Source organism: Parasphingorhabdus sp., from assembly GCF_965233695.1.
In the GTDB taxonomy this organism is placed as follows: domain Bacteria; phylum Pseudomonadota; class Alphaproteobacteria; order Sphingomonadales; family Sphingomonadaceae; genus Parasphingorhabdus.
On the sequence record NZ_OZ247497.1, the window covers coordinates 3134127 to 3151211 of the forward strand.

Sequence of the window (17085 nt, forward strand, 5' to 3'; positions counted from 1 at the left end):
CCGCACAAAACAAAACAGTCATATATTCTCTCAGCATTAGTGCGCTAGGTTGGTGCGCATACTTAGCAGACGGAAAGACAAACAGGTAGTACAGTCTGAGCACCGTGGTGGGGATGGCGAACACTGCTTTGTTCGACGGACTTTAAGAACCTGCTGGTCCCCTCAAAGCCAGTTTGCCGCCATGTACGTAGGGCAATTTTGACAGCCTTAGAATACATCGTGAATGACGGCGATGTCGGCGGAAGGGTATCTCGGCGCTGATGCCGCGAATGGCAGCTATTTGCAACTGCGAAGCTGAAAGCCGCCATTCGGCAATCGGCCCAATTGTAGCCGGTCCGGAATGCGCCCCAATCTCGGATATTTAGAGCATTAGCGGGGCCAACCAAAAGCGGTCATTCGCTTAACGCGAAACGTCGAGAACAATTACGTCAACGGCTCCGGCAAGCGAGTCTGGAAGGCGACGACTAATAGCGTCTTCGAGTTCCGAGGCGGTCTGGATGCCTGAGGTCGTTCTACCAGCCACATGAACTTCCGGACCAAACCAAAGGACCAGATAAATTCCTTGTTCAGCTGCATCTGGATGATGAGAATATCGCTTGTGCAGTTGAGTAGCGGCAGCCTCAAACAGTTCACGATGCCATTGGCCCTTAACTTCAACCACCAAGCAGGTCCGCCGCCCACCGATTGATGACACGGCAGTGAAATCACAGCGATTGCTGCGAGCCATCGCGCTCTCAATCGAGAGAACCACGTCTAGCGGTCGCAGTCGCAGGTCAAGGCGGTCAACAATCCGGTTCCGTGCTGTGTTCTCATCGACATGTTCACCGTCGACGTAAAATGCATCAATCGGGTCGGTCTCGCCGTCCCGAAACCATCTCTCTGCAGCCCGTAGCTCTTCAACGACCAATGCCCTTAAATCTTCGACCGTTGCCACTCGGTTCGAATCCAGGAGCTGGCAAACCACGTCCGAATTAGGTGCAGCAAATTGCCGCAGCAGGTTTTTCCGTCTGCCTTCTGCGATTAAATGACGGCATCCATCGTGCCATTTTTCGAAGCGGTCGTTAGAAAGCAATTTCTTTAGAACCTCGACTTGCATCGAAGGCTCATCGTCTGGAATTCTCCAAATGAGGCCGTTGAGGAAGCGATAAGCTGTCTCGCCTTTTGGAGAACCAGTTCCCCACGACGAGGGAAGAGGCACGACAGGCCATTTATCAACGAAGGCGTCCAAGATTAGATAAATTTGGCTGGCATTGAGTGTAGGCCATTCGCCGTCTCTGGACCCCCTCAAACTGTCATAGCGGTGGGACAAAGCGAAGATATTCTCAGGGAAGTGGCTTAGGACCTCCCACTCAAACTTAGCGCTTCCAAATGCAAATGACCTCAGGAACCAAAAGTCTTGAGCTTCCTTAAGCTTTTTCTCGGGCGGGCCATATGGCCAACTCTCACGAATCTCCTGACAGCGCTGTGAGAGAATCTCGCGGAGTTCGTCATATCGCTCGTATTTCGAGCCGATGTCAAAGAGCGTTTCAGCACTCGATAGCGGCATTTGTGGGAACTCACGAAGCCAACGCAATGCCGTTTCTTTGGCGACGTCAGCGAATGCCTTATCGTATGAGAGCAGTGACGCAGATGAGTGTATTATTGAGCTCGATGCGAGCTGAGGCTCCACATAGGCGCCTAGGAAGTCGAGCAGGTCATTCTCAGTAGTAAAAAGACACCGATCGATTTCCGCATGGAATGCTGCGCGCTCCTCGTCGCTCAGGCCCGAATGGTGAACGTTTATGTCGGTCTTTGCTGCTATGACAACGGATCGGTCAATGTCATCGAGCGAACCTTGGTCACGAAATACGGCAAGAACGGCCGCATAGGCCACTTCCGGAATGACATAGTATCTGCCTTCTGCTCTAGATTTCCCGATCTCCTCAAGCGTTGGTACATTTTTTGATAAAAATCCTACGCTTGATCGCAAGGCGTTCTCTATGAAATCAGGATCGCGGACGTACTTTAACACTCCATCCTCGTGGAAGTCTTCCTGGAGGTATTCCCGTGCGAAGTCTCTTAACCAACTCCAATGCTCACCTTTGGCGATCACACTTTGGTGCTGGGTGAAATTTTTTGCGTTGGATCGTTCGATCTGTTCCTGACGCTTGCGCCGCCTCGACTGGAACCTGAAGCGCCGCTGCCTTACATCGAGTTTTGCAGCCCGAGACGCGCGTTCCTTCGAAGCCGCGATCCGAAGAAAATCCGAGTCTGACTGGGCATATGTTCGTTGCAAAGCGCGATGCTCGCTAGGTCCTTTGGATTCCGAGTACCAGTTATGCGTGCGATAGAACGCCGAAAACATCCCGATCCGCTTGGTTTTCGCTGCGTGTTGCAGCATCCATGTGTCATCATCAGAGGTCAGAAAGAGGCTGGAATGCATCGCTCCGTGCCTAAATTTGATAAATGCATCCCAAATTTCCTGCTCGTCGCTCAGGCTCTCAAAAGCGAGTAGTTGTATCGCACGTCGTAATAGGTGATCGGCTTGCAGCGCTTTGACAGACAAACTGTCACGGGTTGATTTGTCGTTTCTGAAGTTCAGCGCCTTCATCCAGCTCCAAAGTTGCGCCGGACAATATGGACCGTGTGCAACTTCAAAATACCGATCGAGCAGCGTGCCGATGAGTTTGCTAATGCCGACCCTGCAATGGCATTCATAGCTGCGCTCTTTGCCACAGGTACATTTGAGCCCGCTACTCAGTTCGCTCAGAAGGTATGTGGCCTGCACTGCCGGCAAACCGGACACCAATAGTGAAATAAAGTAGGTCGACCCTGCGGGTTCCTCCAGCGCTAGGTCATCATCCTTGAACAGAGGGATGAAGGCTCTCATTAGTTGCAACAGGCGCTCATCTGGGAGGGAAACTGCCTCGTCCATCACGAGTTCTGCTGCCAAACGAAGCGCGTTATGAGAGCCTTCATCGATTAAAGCTGAAACGTCATCGGAGCGATTTCGCCCTTCGACCCCGGCCAATGCCTTCATCGCAAGCAAGCGCGTGTTGAAGTCTGCTTCGTTGGAAAATAGAATGTCACGTAGTTCAGCTTCGAGAGCGGGCTCCTCGCCAGAATGTGCGACAATTTCGAGCAGAAGATCGCGCAGGTCGGTCTTTCCGTCAGCGGTGCGAAGAAGCTGGCGCACAGCCTCAACAACTTCCGTCGTGAAAAAGCCTTTCGTGTTGAATTTGCGCCAGCGGTCTGCTCGCCGGAAGTAGGGATCGGATGCCGAAAGGTCAGCCAACTGGCCGATAAGGTGAATCTTGGATTCGCCAGCCAGCTGCGATGGATCGCCGTTGGATAGGACCGCATATGGGTTTATATCGATGCAAGCGCGTTGAGCATCTCGATCCAGCTCGGTCGTTAGCCAGGCAAGCAAACCCCGCAGATCATCTCTTAGTGCTCCGCTTGGCGCGATAATTGCCAAAATCCTCGATAGCGTGACCTGATCTGTTCGGTCGTTGATGCGCTCGGCGAGATGTTAGGCGGCGCCAAATTCGGCGATTATGCGGTGGACCGGCTCATGGGTTCCGGTCTCGTCGGATGGTTTGAATAGTTTTGTATCGACGACTTGGCGCAAAGTTGCAGAAGCATGGTCGGTCAAACCACCCTGAAATGGAAAATCACGATCGGCGGCATGCTCCGAAGCTGCAATGCCCGTCGCGCCAGACAAAAGAAGCTTAGCGAAAATCTCGCCGCCGATGGCGGCGATACGCTTGCTGCTTAGCCGTTCTTTGGCAGGAATGTCGAGATTGTGCTCACGGCACATTTGCTCGACTGCGTCGCTAAAAATCTGCGCCCTGCTTCGGAACACCCGATCATTGGCAATGTAGGCTAGTCCAACGATTTGGAGCATCTGCGGATTGCCAAACAACACATGGACACCGAATTCGGTCGCCGCACGCTTGAACGTTTCGAAGTCTTCGACGGGATAGAGGTTTTCAAAGAGTTGCTGCTGTTCGTCGTCCTCGAAAGCTCTTAGCCGCACAGTGATCGGTTCCGATCCCAACAGCTCGGCGAGCATCCGATCGTAGCGAGCGGAATCCCACTCACTTGATCGGCTGGCGATGATGACGCGTTTCGGTTTAGCGCTTGCAATTCTGCCAATCAGATCGTCGAAGGCAGATAAATCCAACTTCGCCACCTCATCGAAGCTGTCGACAATAAGAGTTGCGACATTCGTCGGAATGTCTCGTGATCGGAGAACGCTGGCCCGTTGGCGCTTAATTCCAAGATCGCGAGAAAAACTATCAAGCAGTTCCGTTTTCCCCGCACCCGGTTCTGCAAGGAGGATAATATGACGATCCGTGGCTAGAATCTCGGCTTCGGGAACGATCCGATCTTCGAGAACTAAATGGCGCCGTATGTAGTCAGATGATTGCACATGATCTTGTTAATCGTCTGGTGGTCGTTGTGCCAGCACAAGTCTCGAAATTTCAAATCAGTCTCATGAATTCATCTTCAATCTAGCTATTGCGGGATCGGGCATTAGCGGCGTTTGGTCCATTTTAATTTCGGAAGCTATTCGAGTAGAAATCGAAAACTGAATACAGCCTTGGAGCTTCAGCAAAAAATTGGAGGATTTCCTTTTCAGCCTTCGAGTTCGTCGAGTGGGTCAGCCAGGGCTCTGCGAGCCGCCTCGAAAGTGCTACGTTCTCTTTCAATGAATTGCTCTTCGTCGTCGATATCGTGAAAGTGGGCTCCAGTCCGACCGTCGCGGTGGGCCACCAGACGCACGTCAGCTATAAGGCGTTGACCCGCGCTGTAGGGGCCTGCTTCAACAGGTTCCGAGCTGGTGTAAAAATTCGGACCTCCAAATGTGCTGAACGTTGCTTCACCGCCCGATAGCAAACGAAGATATCCGCCAGCGCGGACGGTCAATGCATCACCAGCAGTGGTATCGTAGACCCACTGTTGTTCCCAGTCGTTGACCATCTTCGAGACAAGAAGGATTACGATTTGTCCCCTACCGTGCGTGTCGGAAAAAATTCGTTGAGCAATCAGACCGACTGAGGTTTGCATTGGGATCTCGCCGGAATTCATCTCTCCTTTGAAGCGGCAGACGTATTTGACCTTCTCCCCGACAACAAACTTAAGCCCGTCCTCAACATTTTCGAACCGGCCAAGCCAGCGCAGCGGCTCTTCAAAAATGGCATCTCTGATAGGATCTGTGTTATCGTCGTTTCCTTCGTCTAAAACTATTCCAGAATTTTTGTCGCGGCGGGCTAAGATAGCAATGTCGCTGCGCGGGATGGTTTTCGGTTCATCCTTGCCGGACTTGATCACAAAGGCAGCGATCCGCGCCATTTCGTCGGCTTGGGCAAGAGTCCGATTTAGCAAGGTTCCTTCGGTCAGCACAGAGGTCTCAACCGCCAACGCAACTCCCACGAGAGCTGCTAAATCAATGAACCTAAAACTGAACCACTTTGAACCCGTCCCTGCGCTTAGCAATTCGACTTTTGCTTGGAGTCCAACCTCAGCGCGGATGACTTCAAGAACGGCCGAGGCAAAGGCAAGGCTGGTTTCAGCATCAATCGACCAGTTGCTCTGAAAATCGAGAAGCACGATAAGTTCGTCAGCCGCGTTCTCGGGAATACTCTGCATCATTTGATCTAAGCCTATTTTCCTTCAATGCAATAGAGCGGATTATCCCTCTGTCTTAACTGATCGCTATTCTGAGAGGTTCAATGAAGATCAAAACGGAAACAGTGTTTTAAACGTTTCGCAGTCAGCAAGACATCATCTGGGTCATTAATCTAATGTTGCCTTCGAGTTTGCTTCGGGGTCGGAAGCAGAAAGTCCGCTTTTCGACATTTTGGTCCCACAACCAGACAGTCTGCAATCAGCCTTAAAAGCTGACTAACAATACTAGCTATTTTGCTTTTGAAATCCTCTTGCAGGCGCGCCCGACCATTGACCAAATGGTTTCGATCACTTCCTCAAGGCTGACGGTCTCCAAGTCGATTGACTCTGCATATGCCGCCCATTGGCCTTGCTTGGTACCGTCTTGAAACATTTGTTCCGACAACCCGGGCGGACGATCGATTGGAATCTCGGTCCCTCGGCGCTCGAACGTCGCGATTATGGCGGCGTCGAGCTCGTCGTTTGAGATGTCGAGGGCTCGCGGCATAGCCCAAAGGTCATAATAGTCCTTCATGCGACCGTTCGCGATGCCAAGCTGGACCATCGCCTGAAATTTTTCGGCTATCACTGTAGCGGGCGGATATGCGCGAATGTCGGGAGGCGGAAGATCGAGCAATGTAGGATAGGTCAGCTGTTGGGACGGGGCAGCAAGAGCGTCACCAAATCCGATGTCGATGGTCACCGGTATCTTGGTTCGCTCGAGATAAGCGAAAGTCTTGAGCCTGGTCCCGCCATATTCCATCTCTTCTCTGATCGGGTTTGCCGTAAGCGCATCGAGATCGAATTCGATGCCGTCTTTGGCCGCGATGCTCATGATTTCCCGAAAGTCCGCGACCAACTGCTCCGGGCTTGCATCTGCATAACCTAGGAAGTCAGCATCGCGCGTTTCACGACTTTCGCTTTCCAGCCAGACGGTTACGAGCATTCCGCCTTTGAGAACGAACCGCTCGCGATGTGCGGACTGTGATAGGCGATAAAGCAGGCGCTCAAGCGCGAAGCGAACGAGCACGATGTCGAACACCCGGTCCTCCGCGCGCGCGATGTTGAGCAGCCGGTCCTTGACTGATTTCGCGAGATTGGTGGGCCTTTTAGCCATTCGATGTCAGCGCCTCGAGATAAGGCCTCATCGTGCTCCAGGCTCCGCCGTCGATTGCAGCCTGGGAAATTTCACTTGGTGTCGCCTTGCGTTGTTCGAGCGCAGCTTTCAGTCCTTCAATGGCGACTGATCGATCTACGAGCTTTGGGTTTCGGAACATATCTGCAAGCGTTTTCGGCACAGAATATATTGGGACAGACACGCCTGAGACCTCGTGATGCTCGATACCCTGCTGGTGATAGGTATCGCTAAATTTTACAGTGCGGGTTGGGGGGTAGGAAGGCGCAGGAGACCAGTCGGTGCTGCCGATTGCGATCCACACTTTGCGCGGCATTTGATCCGTCAGTTCGTGGAAGGCGAGCGCTGAGACCATGGCGATCACGCCTTTCGGAATTCGTTTTGCAATTTCAGCGAGAGCTTGGTCGGCATCGATGTCGGCGTCAGAGGTCTGGTAGAGCCCGCGCGAGATGCGGTTGATCTCTCCATCCTCGACCGCCCGGGCTATGGTTTTCCCATCGACACCCGCTTTGCGCAGCTCTCGCGCGCGCAGGATCGGTTGGTGCGCGAATAGGTCGCGCATTATCTCGCGCTGGGTAGGGTGGGCGGTCGCTTTCATGTCACAAATCCTTACACTCGACAGGCTTCTATCAAAGGTTTTGTGACTAGTCACGCTGAAGGATTTAGAAAAAAGAGGTCGAAAAGATTTCGAGGACCTTGTTCGCGATCTATTGCAAGCGCATTGGGGGAAAACACCAGAGACCTTTGGCCCTGGCAGCGATTGTTAACTTGATAAGCGTTATTGCCGAGAGCAGTGCCACTCGCTCATTCTTCGCTCTTTTCTCGATTTTCATTGTTTCGCCATGCTTCACCGTATGGTGAACATAGCGAAAATGGTGAAAATGCAATTAAAGCTTAGACATGCCATTTGCCCAGGCATCTTCAATATGACCGCAGGTGGCCTTGGTGCGCCCATATGTTTGATTAACGATCAAAAATTCGGATAACGCGCTCACTAAACCGCGGAAATTCCGAAAAAGAGCAGCTTAAACCCCGAAAATTCGGATGCGCAGGTGATCATCAATGTGGTGGCTCGTGTTGTGCGATCCGGTTTTTGGATATGTCTGTCTTGATATAAAACCTCGCAGTTCAGGCTCTAAAATTGGAGGTTTTGTATCATGTTAATGCGCGTAGCCAGTGGTCGCACAGGGCAAGTTTGCCTGCTCGACAGATATATCGACAAGGCGACCTGAAAATAGAGGCACAGGTCATTTTATGTCCGAAATATGTAGCATGATTTCGGACAATCTGGCCTCAGTCAGCCATATCAGAACGAGCGGCCCATTGGGCGATCGGGATAGTGCGTTGGTGATCTGTCATGATCTGATCAATCGGGCAGTTCTGGTCTAGCGATCCATTCCAGTGATTCAATACCAGACGCAATTTCTCCGCCGAGTTGGCGGAGGTGGACAACGCAGAAATTGTCTATTTTCTCGGTTCGTACCAATTCTTCCTTTTCGAGACGATCAAGCAGATCATCCAGGCTGTGATGGGAGATTCCGAGGCCTATTTTGCCAAGCCAACTGCACAGAATCTGGCTATTTGTGGTTCTCTCCTGATCCAATATCTTCAGAATTTTGCGGGCTTGGTGCGAGATACGGATAGTTTCGAATTGATCGGGTTGGTTTGACAGATTGCTCATTAGAATATTGTAGCTTGTTAGCTGGCAGAGGTAAGACATTTCAAGAACATTAGTTGACGAATTACAGGCGGGGGAAGGCCTTCCCCTGACCTGGAGCCGCTGCGCTGTCTCCCGCTACCCCTTCTGCGGGGACACCCCGCAACGCCCCGGATAATGAGCGGGATTTTTTAAGGACACACTCTTTCCCGCTGCGCTCCTTTAGGGTGCGTTTTTATGTTCTGACCCGCTGGCACTCTTGCCTCTCTCCTTGCCCGCTGGCCGCTGGCGCACAGATGCGCGCGCACACCACCGGGCGGCGTCGCGCCGTGCAAGGGTGCCGCCTTTGTTGGGCCGCTGCGCGGCGGATTATCGCGATGATGAGCGATTTATACGGACGGCGCGGAAGCGCCGGCGTTGTTTTCCGGCTCCAGAGAGACGGTGTGGACGGCGCTCCCGGCTAGGCCCGCCGCGCTCAAGCGCAACCCGGCCTTTCAGGACCGGGTATTCCTCTTTGTTGCATCCCTTCGGGTGCGCCTGACCGCTTGATGCGGGCCTTTCTGGTCGCTCTTGCCGCCCACCCCGCCTCTCCGGGGCCGGGTGCGGCAGTTTTGGGGTGATGGAGGCGGTTATGTTGCATGAGAATTCTACAGTCAGTGATAGCGGCAAGGGCAGAACAGCGAAGGCAAAGCGCGCTTCGCGCACGGCGGGTAAGCCGCGCCGGAGCGGCAGGGCTGCGCCGAAAGTGTCGCTTTATGACGAGATAACGGCGAAGATTGTCGCGAAGCTTGAGGAAGGCGTGTTTCCTTGGGTTAAGCCTTGGGATGCTGGCAACGCCGTAACTGGCTTGCCGCGCAATGCGATTTCGGGGCGGCATTATTCGGGTATCAATATCCTCATTCTCTGGGGAGCCGTGATCGACGGCGGCTATCCCTCGCAGGATTGGCTGACATTCCGGCAAGCCTTGGCCGCTGGAGGATGCGTCCGCAAAGGCGAGAAGGGCCGGACGATTTTTTACGCCGACCGCTTTACGCCCGATGATGATGGGCAGGAGCAAGGCGGGGGCGATAAGCCCCGCTCCATTCCGTTCCTCAAACGCTTTACCGTGTTCAATGCCGCACAGTGCGATGGCTTGCCGGAGCGATTGACCGCCGAACCCGCGCCCTTGCCCGAGCGCGAATTGCACGATCAGGCCGAGGCTCTGATCGCTGCAACTAGAGCAGATTTTCGGACAGGCGGAACCAAGGCCTTTTATAATGTCGGCGCGGATTATGTGCAGGTTCCCCCGCAACCCGCTTTCACTCACCAGATTGATTATTACCGCACAGCCTTGCACGAACTGGGTCACTGGACGGGCCACAAGACCCGCCTAAGCCGCGACCAGTCGGGCAGTTTCGGGACCGCGCTTTATGCGCGGGAGGAACTGTGCGCCGAACTTTCATCGGCTTTTCTCTGCGCAGCGCTCGGTATCGCGCCCACCGTCCGCCATGCCGATTATCTTGGTTCTTGGCTTGCCGTCTTGCGGCAGGATAATCGCGCCATTTTCAAAGCGGCCAGTCAGGCCAGCAAGGCTGCGGATTATCTGTTGGCGTTTACCGATCAGGTGCCGCTGCGCTCGGAGGGCGTGGCATGAGCAGGGCAGCGCCAGATAATAGCATCCCGCCGCTTGACGCCGAGCAAACGCCGATTGGCGTCCAGACTTTAGTGTCGGGTGTTGTGCCCATCACGCCAGCGCAAAGGCTGGCGATACGCGCCAATGCGCCGATGGAACCCAAGAAGGCCCAGCGTCCCGCAGATCACGGCTTGTTCGACACCAATAGCCGCAACCAGATCGAAATGTTCTGAAATGGCTTTTTTGCGAACTTTGCCCCCCATTCCGACGTCTTGCCCACCCCTCCGGTCAAGGCGCGGCAGACCCTCGCGCAGCAATCCCGCTACGCGAGAACACCGGCCCTGCTTCCACCGCCACCCCCGTATGCAACGGGAGCAGGGCCAATCATCCACTCAAATGACTATTAAGGAGAAAGACAATGCAACTTGAAAATATAGACCTTACCAAGCTGTCGGTATCACCTGCCAATATGCGAAACGCCAAGAAGCCGCCCGACATAAGTGATATATTGCCCTCAGTGCGGGTGAGGGGTGTTCTTGTTCCCTTGCTGGTGCGCCCCAATGGCAGTGCCGATACGTTCGAGATTGTCGCGGGACGACGACGCTATCATGCGGCCACCACGGTTGCCGAAGAAGGCGGCAGCGATGGACCGCTCCCCTGCGCGATACTCGAAGAAGGCGATGATGCCGCTGCCTTGGAGGCTTCGCTTATCGAGAATCTTGTGCGTGAAAATCCCGATGAAGTGACGCAGTGGGAACAATTTACCCAGCTGGTCAAGAAGGGCCGCAAAGCGGCAGAGATTGCCGACACGTTCGGGATGGATGAAAAGACAGTGGGGCGCATTCTTGCGCTCGGTAATCTCTTGCCGCCGATCCGCAAAGCCTATGGCCGCGAAGAAATCGATGCCGCCACGGTGCGCCATCTGACCTTGGCCAGCAAGGCGCAGCAAAAAGCATGGCTGGCTCTGTTCAAGGATGAAGAAGCCTATGCGCCGCGTGGAGGTCAGCTTAAAGCATGGCTGTTTGGCGGCGCGTCTATTTCGGTGTCCGCCGCGATCTTCGATATGGCGGACTTCAAGGGCCAGACCATCAGCGACCTGTTTGCCGAGGATGGTTATTTTGCCGATGCGGACCAGTTCTGGGAAGCGCAAACCGCCGCGATTGAAGCCAAGAAGGCGGAATATCTGGAGAATGGCTGGAGCGATGTGCAGATCATTCCGCAAGACAGCTATTTCCAGACATGGGACCATGAAAAGACCACCAAACGCAAAGGTGGGCGTGTTTACATCGATGTGAGCGCCAAGGGCGAGGTGACGTTCCATGAAGGCTATCTGACCGCCAAGGAAGCACGGGCGCGGGAAACTGGACAAACAAGCGGCGCCACCGAAAAGCCCGTCCGTCCCGAAATCACGGGACCAATGACCGAATATATCAATCTCCACCGCCATGCTGCCGTCCGCTGCGAACTTGCGGCCAGTCCCTATGTTGCGCTGCGCGTTATGGTCGCTCACGCGATTTGCGGTTCACCTTTGTGGAATGTGAAGGTGCAGGAGCAGCGCAGCCGCAAGGAAGCGGTTACCGAGAGCATCGAAACCAGCGTGGCGGAGGCGCGTTTTGACGAGAGCCGCCGTGCGGTTCTGGCGGTGCTTGGCTTTGACGCTGACGAACCTACGGTTACGCTCGGCCATGAAACGCGAAACGGTATGAGCGGCTTGCTTCTCCGTTTGCTTGATGTGCCCGATAGCGTGGTCATGGAGATATTGGGCGTTGTCATGGCCGAGACGCTGGCCGCTGGCAGCGATCTTGTCGAAATCCTCGGTGTCCATCTTGATGTGGAGATGGCGGATTATTGGACGGCGGATGCAGCGTTCTTTGATCTAGTCCGCGACCGTGAAGTCCTGACCGCGCTTTTGACGGATGTTGGCGGAGCGAGCATTGCTGCTGCCAATGCCAGCGAAAAGACCAAGACGGTGAAGGGCATTATCAGTGACCACCTCACTGGCGAAAATGGCCGCGAGAAACAGGAAAACTGGCTTCCGCGCTGGATGGCGTTCCCGCCATCCGCCTATACCGAGCGCGGCGGTGTCGGCACGGTTTCCGCTGCCGAGCGCGCGAAATGGATGATGGAGGATGATGAATCGTCCGAGCCAGAGCCGTTGGATGCTGCCGAAACCGCGCCAGAAAAAGACGAGGAGGAGCGGATTGCGGCTTGAAGTGTAAGCGGGCGGCTTTGGTCGCCCGCTCCGAGATTACCGCAAAAGCCCCGTCCGGCAGAACCGGACGGGGCAGCGGCGTGAGTGCAGCCGCCATGCGGCTGAGCAGCGCAGTAATTTACTGTTGGGATAGCATTCGCCACCAACGAACCGGCTGGCAAAACCAGTGCGCTGCGAACCGCCGATTGCCCAAAACTCCTATGGCGGTCGTGGCGGTTTTTGACAGGTCGCCCGATTGGCTTTGTTCATCACCGAACTTGGGACAGCGTGCTTCCTGTAATCCTTAGCATCAGCATCGGAGATCATTCCGTTCAGCAAACAGACCCCGTCATATCGGCCGCAGTCTATGAGCCAGTCATTGAACGCGTCACTATATTCGCCAAATCTCATTGGCACTATTGGCGGGCTGCACTCATTCACGTCCTCTTAAATGGCTTTGATTGGCATGGGACGGCTGCGCCTCTTGCCCCAAGCTGCAACGGTGCAGCCCAAAGTTTCTTCCCCTGCGCTGACGCGCATTCCTCGCGAAACAAGAAACCCCGGTCTGCACTGTCCTCCACTTCGTTTCGGCCCTGCGGGTGCATCGGTTCAAGCCCCTGCCTGAAATCAGCCATCGAGGCCGCGAATGAGCGCGGGTTCGACCAAACCAAGGAGAAGTATCATGGCAAATATCGGAACATTCAAAAAGACAGGCAACGACTATCGCGGCGAAATCGTCACCGTGATGTTGCAGAAGAAAAACGTCACCATCGTCGCCGAAGAGCCAAGCGACAACGATAACGCACCGACACACCGGGTCTTCGTGGCAAAGGCAGAAATCGGGGCAGCTTGGGCAAAGACCAGCAAAGAAGATCGCGAGTATCTTTCGATCAAACTCGACGATCCCAGCTTCAACGCACCGATCTTCGCCAGCCTGTTCGCCGATGAAGATGGCAAAACCCACAACCTGATCTGGTCACGCGCCCGCAGCTCGAACGGCAACTGATCTGCAAACGCGCAAGCTCCGTCCGGTTCTGCTGGACGGAGCTTTTCCGTGTTTGCTGAAGCGCATTCTTTGCTCCGAACCAACCTATTCGATTGGCCTTTCAGAATCTTGGTGACAGTCAAGCCTAATGCCTGCACATGAGTTGGCAGTGAGCAGTTCATACCATATCTTCAGGCAGCCAATTCTATAGCCTCTGTCATACGTTGCACAGTTTGCTCAAACTTGACTGGATCTGACAAGGTCGACTTGAGGCTTTCCGCCCATTTAGGATTGTCATTTGTAAATTTGAACAATGGGGGCGAACCGGCAAAGCCGAGATAACCCGCAAAATATTGGTTCAGAATTTTGGCTGGAACTAGGTCGCGTAACCTGCGCGCATCATGTGACCAAATGGTAGCAGCGAACTCGTAGAAGCGCGCGAACGCGAGCACCTCACCGGCTCCGGCAATATCTGATAGAATATCTTGGATCGGGCCGGAGCGGTGGACATAGGAATCGCTACCATATTGGAGCAGCGTTTCCGAACGCCGAAGCGCGTCTTCAATCCCGATAACGGCGAGTGCGTTTCGGAGCGCGTCTGCTTTCTCTTTCATATTTCCCGGCTCACTCATCCAGTGTCTTGCCTTGTCAATTTGGCTGTCGAGTACGCGGCTGTGAATTTCATCGCGATCAGGTGAAAGTATAACAACCTGGTTGCGACGCAGCTCTATGACGCCGGCATCCTGAAGTGTCTGCAATTCTTGCGCAAAACGGGAATGCTGCGAATCGATGCCAAATATCATCTCTGGTGAGCCGTGAAAGATGAAGGCCAAGGTGTCGGGCTCAAGCCTTGGGTAAGGGTTGCGACCGCCATGAATATTAATGAGAACTCCTGAACCCATATTCTCGCGGAGGTTTTGACCCGGACCTGAGCCACGTTTTATTGCCGGGGAATGGCGATGCCGGACAGCCGTTGCGAACTGGTAGGGAAAAACATAACGATGCCAGCCGGGAGGGATATCTGGGTCCGAAGCCCTGTCTTCGGGTTCGCGATTGAGCCATGCAAGTGTAGGGGCATGGCAAGGCACTGGTAAAGCCTCAATCAACTTGCGACGAAAGTCAGTGGAATCGCAATCCCTTTCCTGCCTTTTCAAAGATCGCGTCAAGTCGTGCCAGTCCCGAAAGCCACCAGCGCGCGCAACGGCGTACTGTGATTTGTGTAACGGAAATTCAAAACCGCAACGTTGAAAAATTTTGTGGAGTTTGTTGGCGCGTTTCTTTGCGCCATCTATTGTTGAAAACATGCAATCAACCTCATCTTAGGCCAATTAGAGATGCGCTGCTCATCTCAAGCGGCCCGATAAGGAAGTGGTCGCAAGAGTATTCAAAATCGTTGGATCAGAAATCCTTCGCCAAGGCAGCGGCCGCGCCAACGTAGGTGACGACTACCTATATAGTAGTTAGCCTGTGACAGATTTTCAAGATGCGATCTAACCTGACGCGATATAGCCTTGATTTTCCGGAGTTAGTCAGATGTTACTTTGCGGCAAGAGTGAGGTTGATCATGTGGCGGTCAACTACCCATAGCTACCCATGTTCCTTTTCTTGAGACTTACACCGGCTGCTGTCGCTCGTTCGCCGAGATCGCCAAATCAAGAAGCGCGACCGCCAGACGCCAGCACGAAATCGTGCGGCGATCTTTGGTCTGCCTGAAAAGCCTCGCCTGCCAGGCGCACTTAATAATCTCACCCCCAAGCGCATCCAAAGCTGCCTTCATCTTCGATGAAGATTGCTGCTTTGGATGCGCTTTTCTTAGGGGGTTTTAGGGTATTTGTCTTAATTGCAGGATATGCCTAGCGGCGCGTGTTGTATTACAATGCCCGTGTTTCACGAGGCAATTTTAATGGCGACAAATACCCGTCCGGTCACAGCGATGCTCAGTATAAGGCTCGATACAGGCGCGCTCGCTGCTCTCGATAGTTTCGCGGTAGGGCGGGGCGGTCGAAGCGCAATCATGCGGCAGATGATCGAACAGATGCTGAAAGAGAATGTCGACCGCCCGCTGATCGAACCGTCCGAGTCCACATCATGCAATCGCGTCTCGTTGCGCTTTACGGATGCTGAAATTGCCGTGATCGAATACCGCGCGTCGCAGCGTTCAACAAATCGGTCTGGTTGGATCAAGGCGCTAGTGCGCCGTCACCTTGCTTTGAAATCTCGGGTCGATGATGGCCTGCTTAACGAGCTTGCTCCGATAAGGATGCAACTGCTCCGAATTGGCCGCAATCTCAATCAGGCGATGAAGGCTGCCAATCTGCGAATGATGGATGATGGCGACAAGAAAATCGAAAATGATCTGCGACGGATCGCTGATATGCGGATCGAAATTTCCGAACAGATAGCGGCCGTAGGTGATGCCATGCATGGCGATGTGGGCTACTGGAAGGTTGCTGACTAATGGGTCTGGAATCGGCCTTATGGGAAGCGACGAGGCCTGCATACCGGGTGCGCTATATCCATGACCCAAACGGGTCACTCCATATCCCGCTTTATGGAAGCTATGGAGCTGCCAATGGAAAAACGGCGCGGGCAAAGCTGTCGCGGATCGTGCGCGGCGCGCCGGAAGTATTGGTGAAGGTCACAGGCCGCCAGCGCGGCGGCGGCCATGTCAAAGCCCATCTTGATTACATCGGGCGCAAAGGGGGCGTGGACATAGAAAGTTGCGATGGAGAGATTCTTACCTCAAAAGAGGATATTGCCGAGCGCGCAGCAGAATGGAGCGACACGCTACAATGGCGGTCGCGGCCAACAGTGTCGTCCGTATCATTGGTGTTCTCGATGCCAGCAGGCACCGACCCGGACAAGGTGTTGGGAGCAGTTCGAGCGCTCGCCCACAGCGAACTCAGTGACAATCATGATTATGTTTTGGCACTTCATACCGATACGCCGCGTCCACATGTTCATCTGACGGTGCAGGCCGAGGGCCTTGATCGAACCCGCTTCAATCCCCGCCCGGTCCAACTTAATCGCTTGCGAGAGCAGTTTGCTCGAGAACTGCGCGCACGCGGTGTTGTTGCGGAAGCAACGCCAAGGCGCGCGCGCGGGCAGGGGATAGCAGGGTCAAGCATGGCGCTGGTCAAATTGCGGGCGCGGCTGCGGGATGGTTCAAGCGGTCAGATGACCGATGCAGACCGGCGCACCAATGAACAGGCTATTGCTGTCGCGCGAGGGCAGGCTGCGCTGCCAGCGTTTATCGCTCTTGGCACTGAACGGTGGGAGGAGATTCGTAAGGCCTACCGGCAAGCAGTCTCTGCGCTGGACGGGACGGGATCAACTGAAGATCGTGATCTTGCTAGCGATGCGCGCGGGTTCCTCAACAAGCACCAAGGGATGAATGCCACCCCGGAAGTATTTGCAGCGCATCATTCTGGATTATTGAACCGCACTTCTCCGGTTAGAGAAATTAACGCATCCCGTCATCTTCCACCAGACAAAGGAAAAAGTCGGTGAGCGTCGAATTGTCGCCGGGAAGGTTTCGTTCCTAAGTTGGTTTAATCAAGCTATATTGCTTAATAGGAGGAAAGTTACTCCGCGCGGCCTTCAATCACTCGAGGCCCAATTTCCGACATTCGTAGAGTTGAATTTATGTATTCTAAGCCGACATGGTGCACACCGTACGCAATTGCATTGCATGGAAGAAAGCAAGAAGTTGATTTAGTTGATAAAATACCGGAAGATGGCGAATGCGTTCGCCACCCCGAAAAAGACCATATGGTCGCCAAGATTGCGGCCAAACTACCTCCAGAAACAACACCTCGAATCATTAAAAGGCGCTCGCGTACCGAGCGAGCAA

General features: G+C 54.1%; 15 protein-coding genes. 9 read left to right on the forward strand and 6 right to left on the reverse strand.

What is annotated here, in order from left to right; genetic code table 11:
- Positions 1-400: 400 nt before the first annotated feature.
- The 5 genes from ACO6S1_RS14910 to ACO6S1_RS14930 form a co-directional block, all read right to left on the reverse strand.
- Positions 401-3457, reverse strand: coding sequence for a hypothetical protein (locus ACO6S1_RS14910; RefSeq protein WP_422343413.1), 3057 nt, complete (start codon positions 3455-3457; stop codon positions 401-403).
- 54 nt (positions 3458-3511) lie between these two features.
- A complete protein-coding gene (locus ACO6S1_RS14915; protein ID WP_066740566.1) occupies positions 3512-4414 on the reverse strand; it encodes a hypothetical protein in 903 nt (300 codons plus the stop codon).
- A 206-nt stretch (positions 4415-4620) separates the two neighbouring features.
- Entirely contained in the window at positions 4621-5637 is a 1017-nt protein-coding gene (locus ACO6S1_RS14920) for a hypothetical protein (protein WP_066740569.1), read from the reverse strand.
- Positions 5638-5902: 265 nt separating this feature from the next.
- Positions 5903-6769, reverse strand: a complete 867-nt coding sequence (locus ACO6S1_RS14925) for a nucleotidyl transferase AbiEii/AbiGii toxin family protein (protein WP_066740571.1) — start codon at positions 6767-6769, stop codon at positions 5903-5905.
- Positions 6762-7385 (reverse strand): type IV toxin-antitoxin system AbiEi family antitoxin domain-containing protein, encoded by a 624-nt coding sequence (locus ACO6S1_RS14930; protein ID WP_066740575.1) that lies wholly within the window; start codon positions 7383-7385, stop codon positions 6762-6764. Before ACO6S1_RS14930 ends, ACO6S1_RS14925 begins: the two co-directional genes overlap by 8 nt.
- A 656-nt stretch (positions 7386-8041) precedes the next feature.
- Between ACO6S1_RS14930 and ACO6S1_RS14935 the strand changes: the two genes are divergently transcribed.
- The 7 genes from ACO6S1_RS14935 (at position 8042) to ACO6S1_RS14965 (ending at position 13253) form a co-directional block, all read left to right on the forward strand.
- Positions 8042-8176, forward strand: coding sequence for a hypothetical protein (locus ACO6S1_RS14935; protein ID WP_422343414.1), 135 nt, complete (start codon positions 8042-8044; stop codon positions 8174-8176).
- A gap of 55 nt (positions 8177-8231) precedes the next feature.
- On the forward strand, positions 8232-8456 hold the full coding sequence (locus ACO6S1_RS14940; RefSeq protein ID WP_066740577.1) for a hypothetical protein: 225 nt from the start codon (positions 8232-8234) through the stop codon (positions 8454-8456).
- Positions 8457-8740: 284 nt separating this feature from the next.
- Positions 8741-8908, forward strand: coding sequence for a hypothetical protein (locus ACO6S1_RS14945; RefSeq protein ID WP_422343415.1), 168 nt, complete (start codon positions 8741-8743; stop codon positions 8906-8908).
- Positions 8909-9075: 167 nt separating this feature from the next.
- The gene (locus tag ACO6S1_RS14950) at positions 9076-10077 is read left to right on the forward strand and encodes an ArdC family protein (protein ID WP_066740579.1); all 1002 of its coding nucleotides are present in this window, start codon (positions 9076-9078) and stop codon (positions 10075-10077) included.
- A complete protein-coding gene (locus ACO6S1_RS14955; protein WP_066740581.1) occupies positions 10074-10289 on the forward strand; it encodes a hypothetical protein in 216 nt (71 codons plus the stop codon). Before ACO6S1_RS14950 ends, ACO6S1_RS14955 begins: the two co-directional genes overlap by 4 nt.
- A 185-nt stretch (positions 10290-10474) precedes the next feature.
- Positions 10475-12268 carry a ParB/RepB/Spo0J family partition protein gene (locus ACO6S1_RS14960; protein ID WP_422343416.1) on the forward strand — a complete coding sequence of 598 codons (1794 nt, stop codon included), beginning with the start codon at positions 10475-10477 and terminating at the stop codon, positions 12266-12268.
- Between the two features lie 661 nt (positions 12269-12929).
- Positions 12930-13253 (forward strand): DUF736 domain-containing protein, encoded by a 324-nt coding sequence (locus ACO6S1_RS14965; RefSeq protein WP_066740585.1) that lies wholly within the window; start codon positions 12930-12932, stop codon positions 13251-13253.
- A 170-nt stretch (positions 13254-13423) separates the two neighbouring features.
- On the opposite strand, the gene ACO6S1_RS14970 is transcribed toward ACO6S1_RS14965, so the two are convergent.
- Complete coding sequence (locus ACO6S1_RS14970) at positions 13424-14065, reverse strand: hypothetical protein (protein WP_422343417.1); 642 nt, start codon at positions 14063-14065, stop codon at positions 13424-13426.
- Positions 14066-15135: 1070 nt separating this feature from the next.
- On the opposite strand from ACO6S1_RS14970, the gene ACO6S1_RS14975 reads away from it, so the two are divergent.
- A complete protein-coding gene (locus ACO6S1_RS14975; RefSeq protein WP_422343418.1) occupies positions 15136-15690 on the forward strand; it encodes a hypothetical protein in 555 nt (184 codons plus the stop codon).
- On the forward strand, positions 15690-16742 hold the full coding sequence (locus tag ACO6S1_RS14980; RefSeq protein ID WP_066740590.1) for a relaxase/mobilization nuclease domain-containing protein: 1053 nt from the start codon (positions 15690-15692) through the stop codon (positions 16740-16742). Before ACO6S1_RS14975 ends, ACO6S1_RS14980 begins: the two co-directional genes overlap by 1 nt.
- Positions 16743-17085 lie beyond the last annotated feature (343 nt).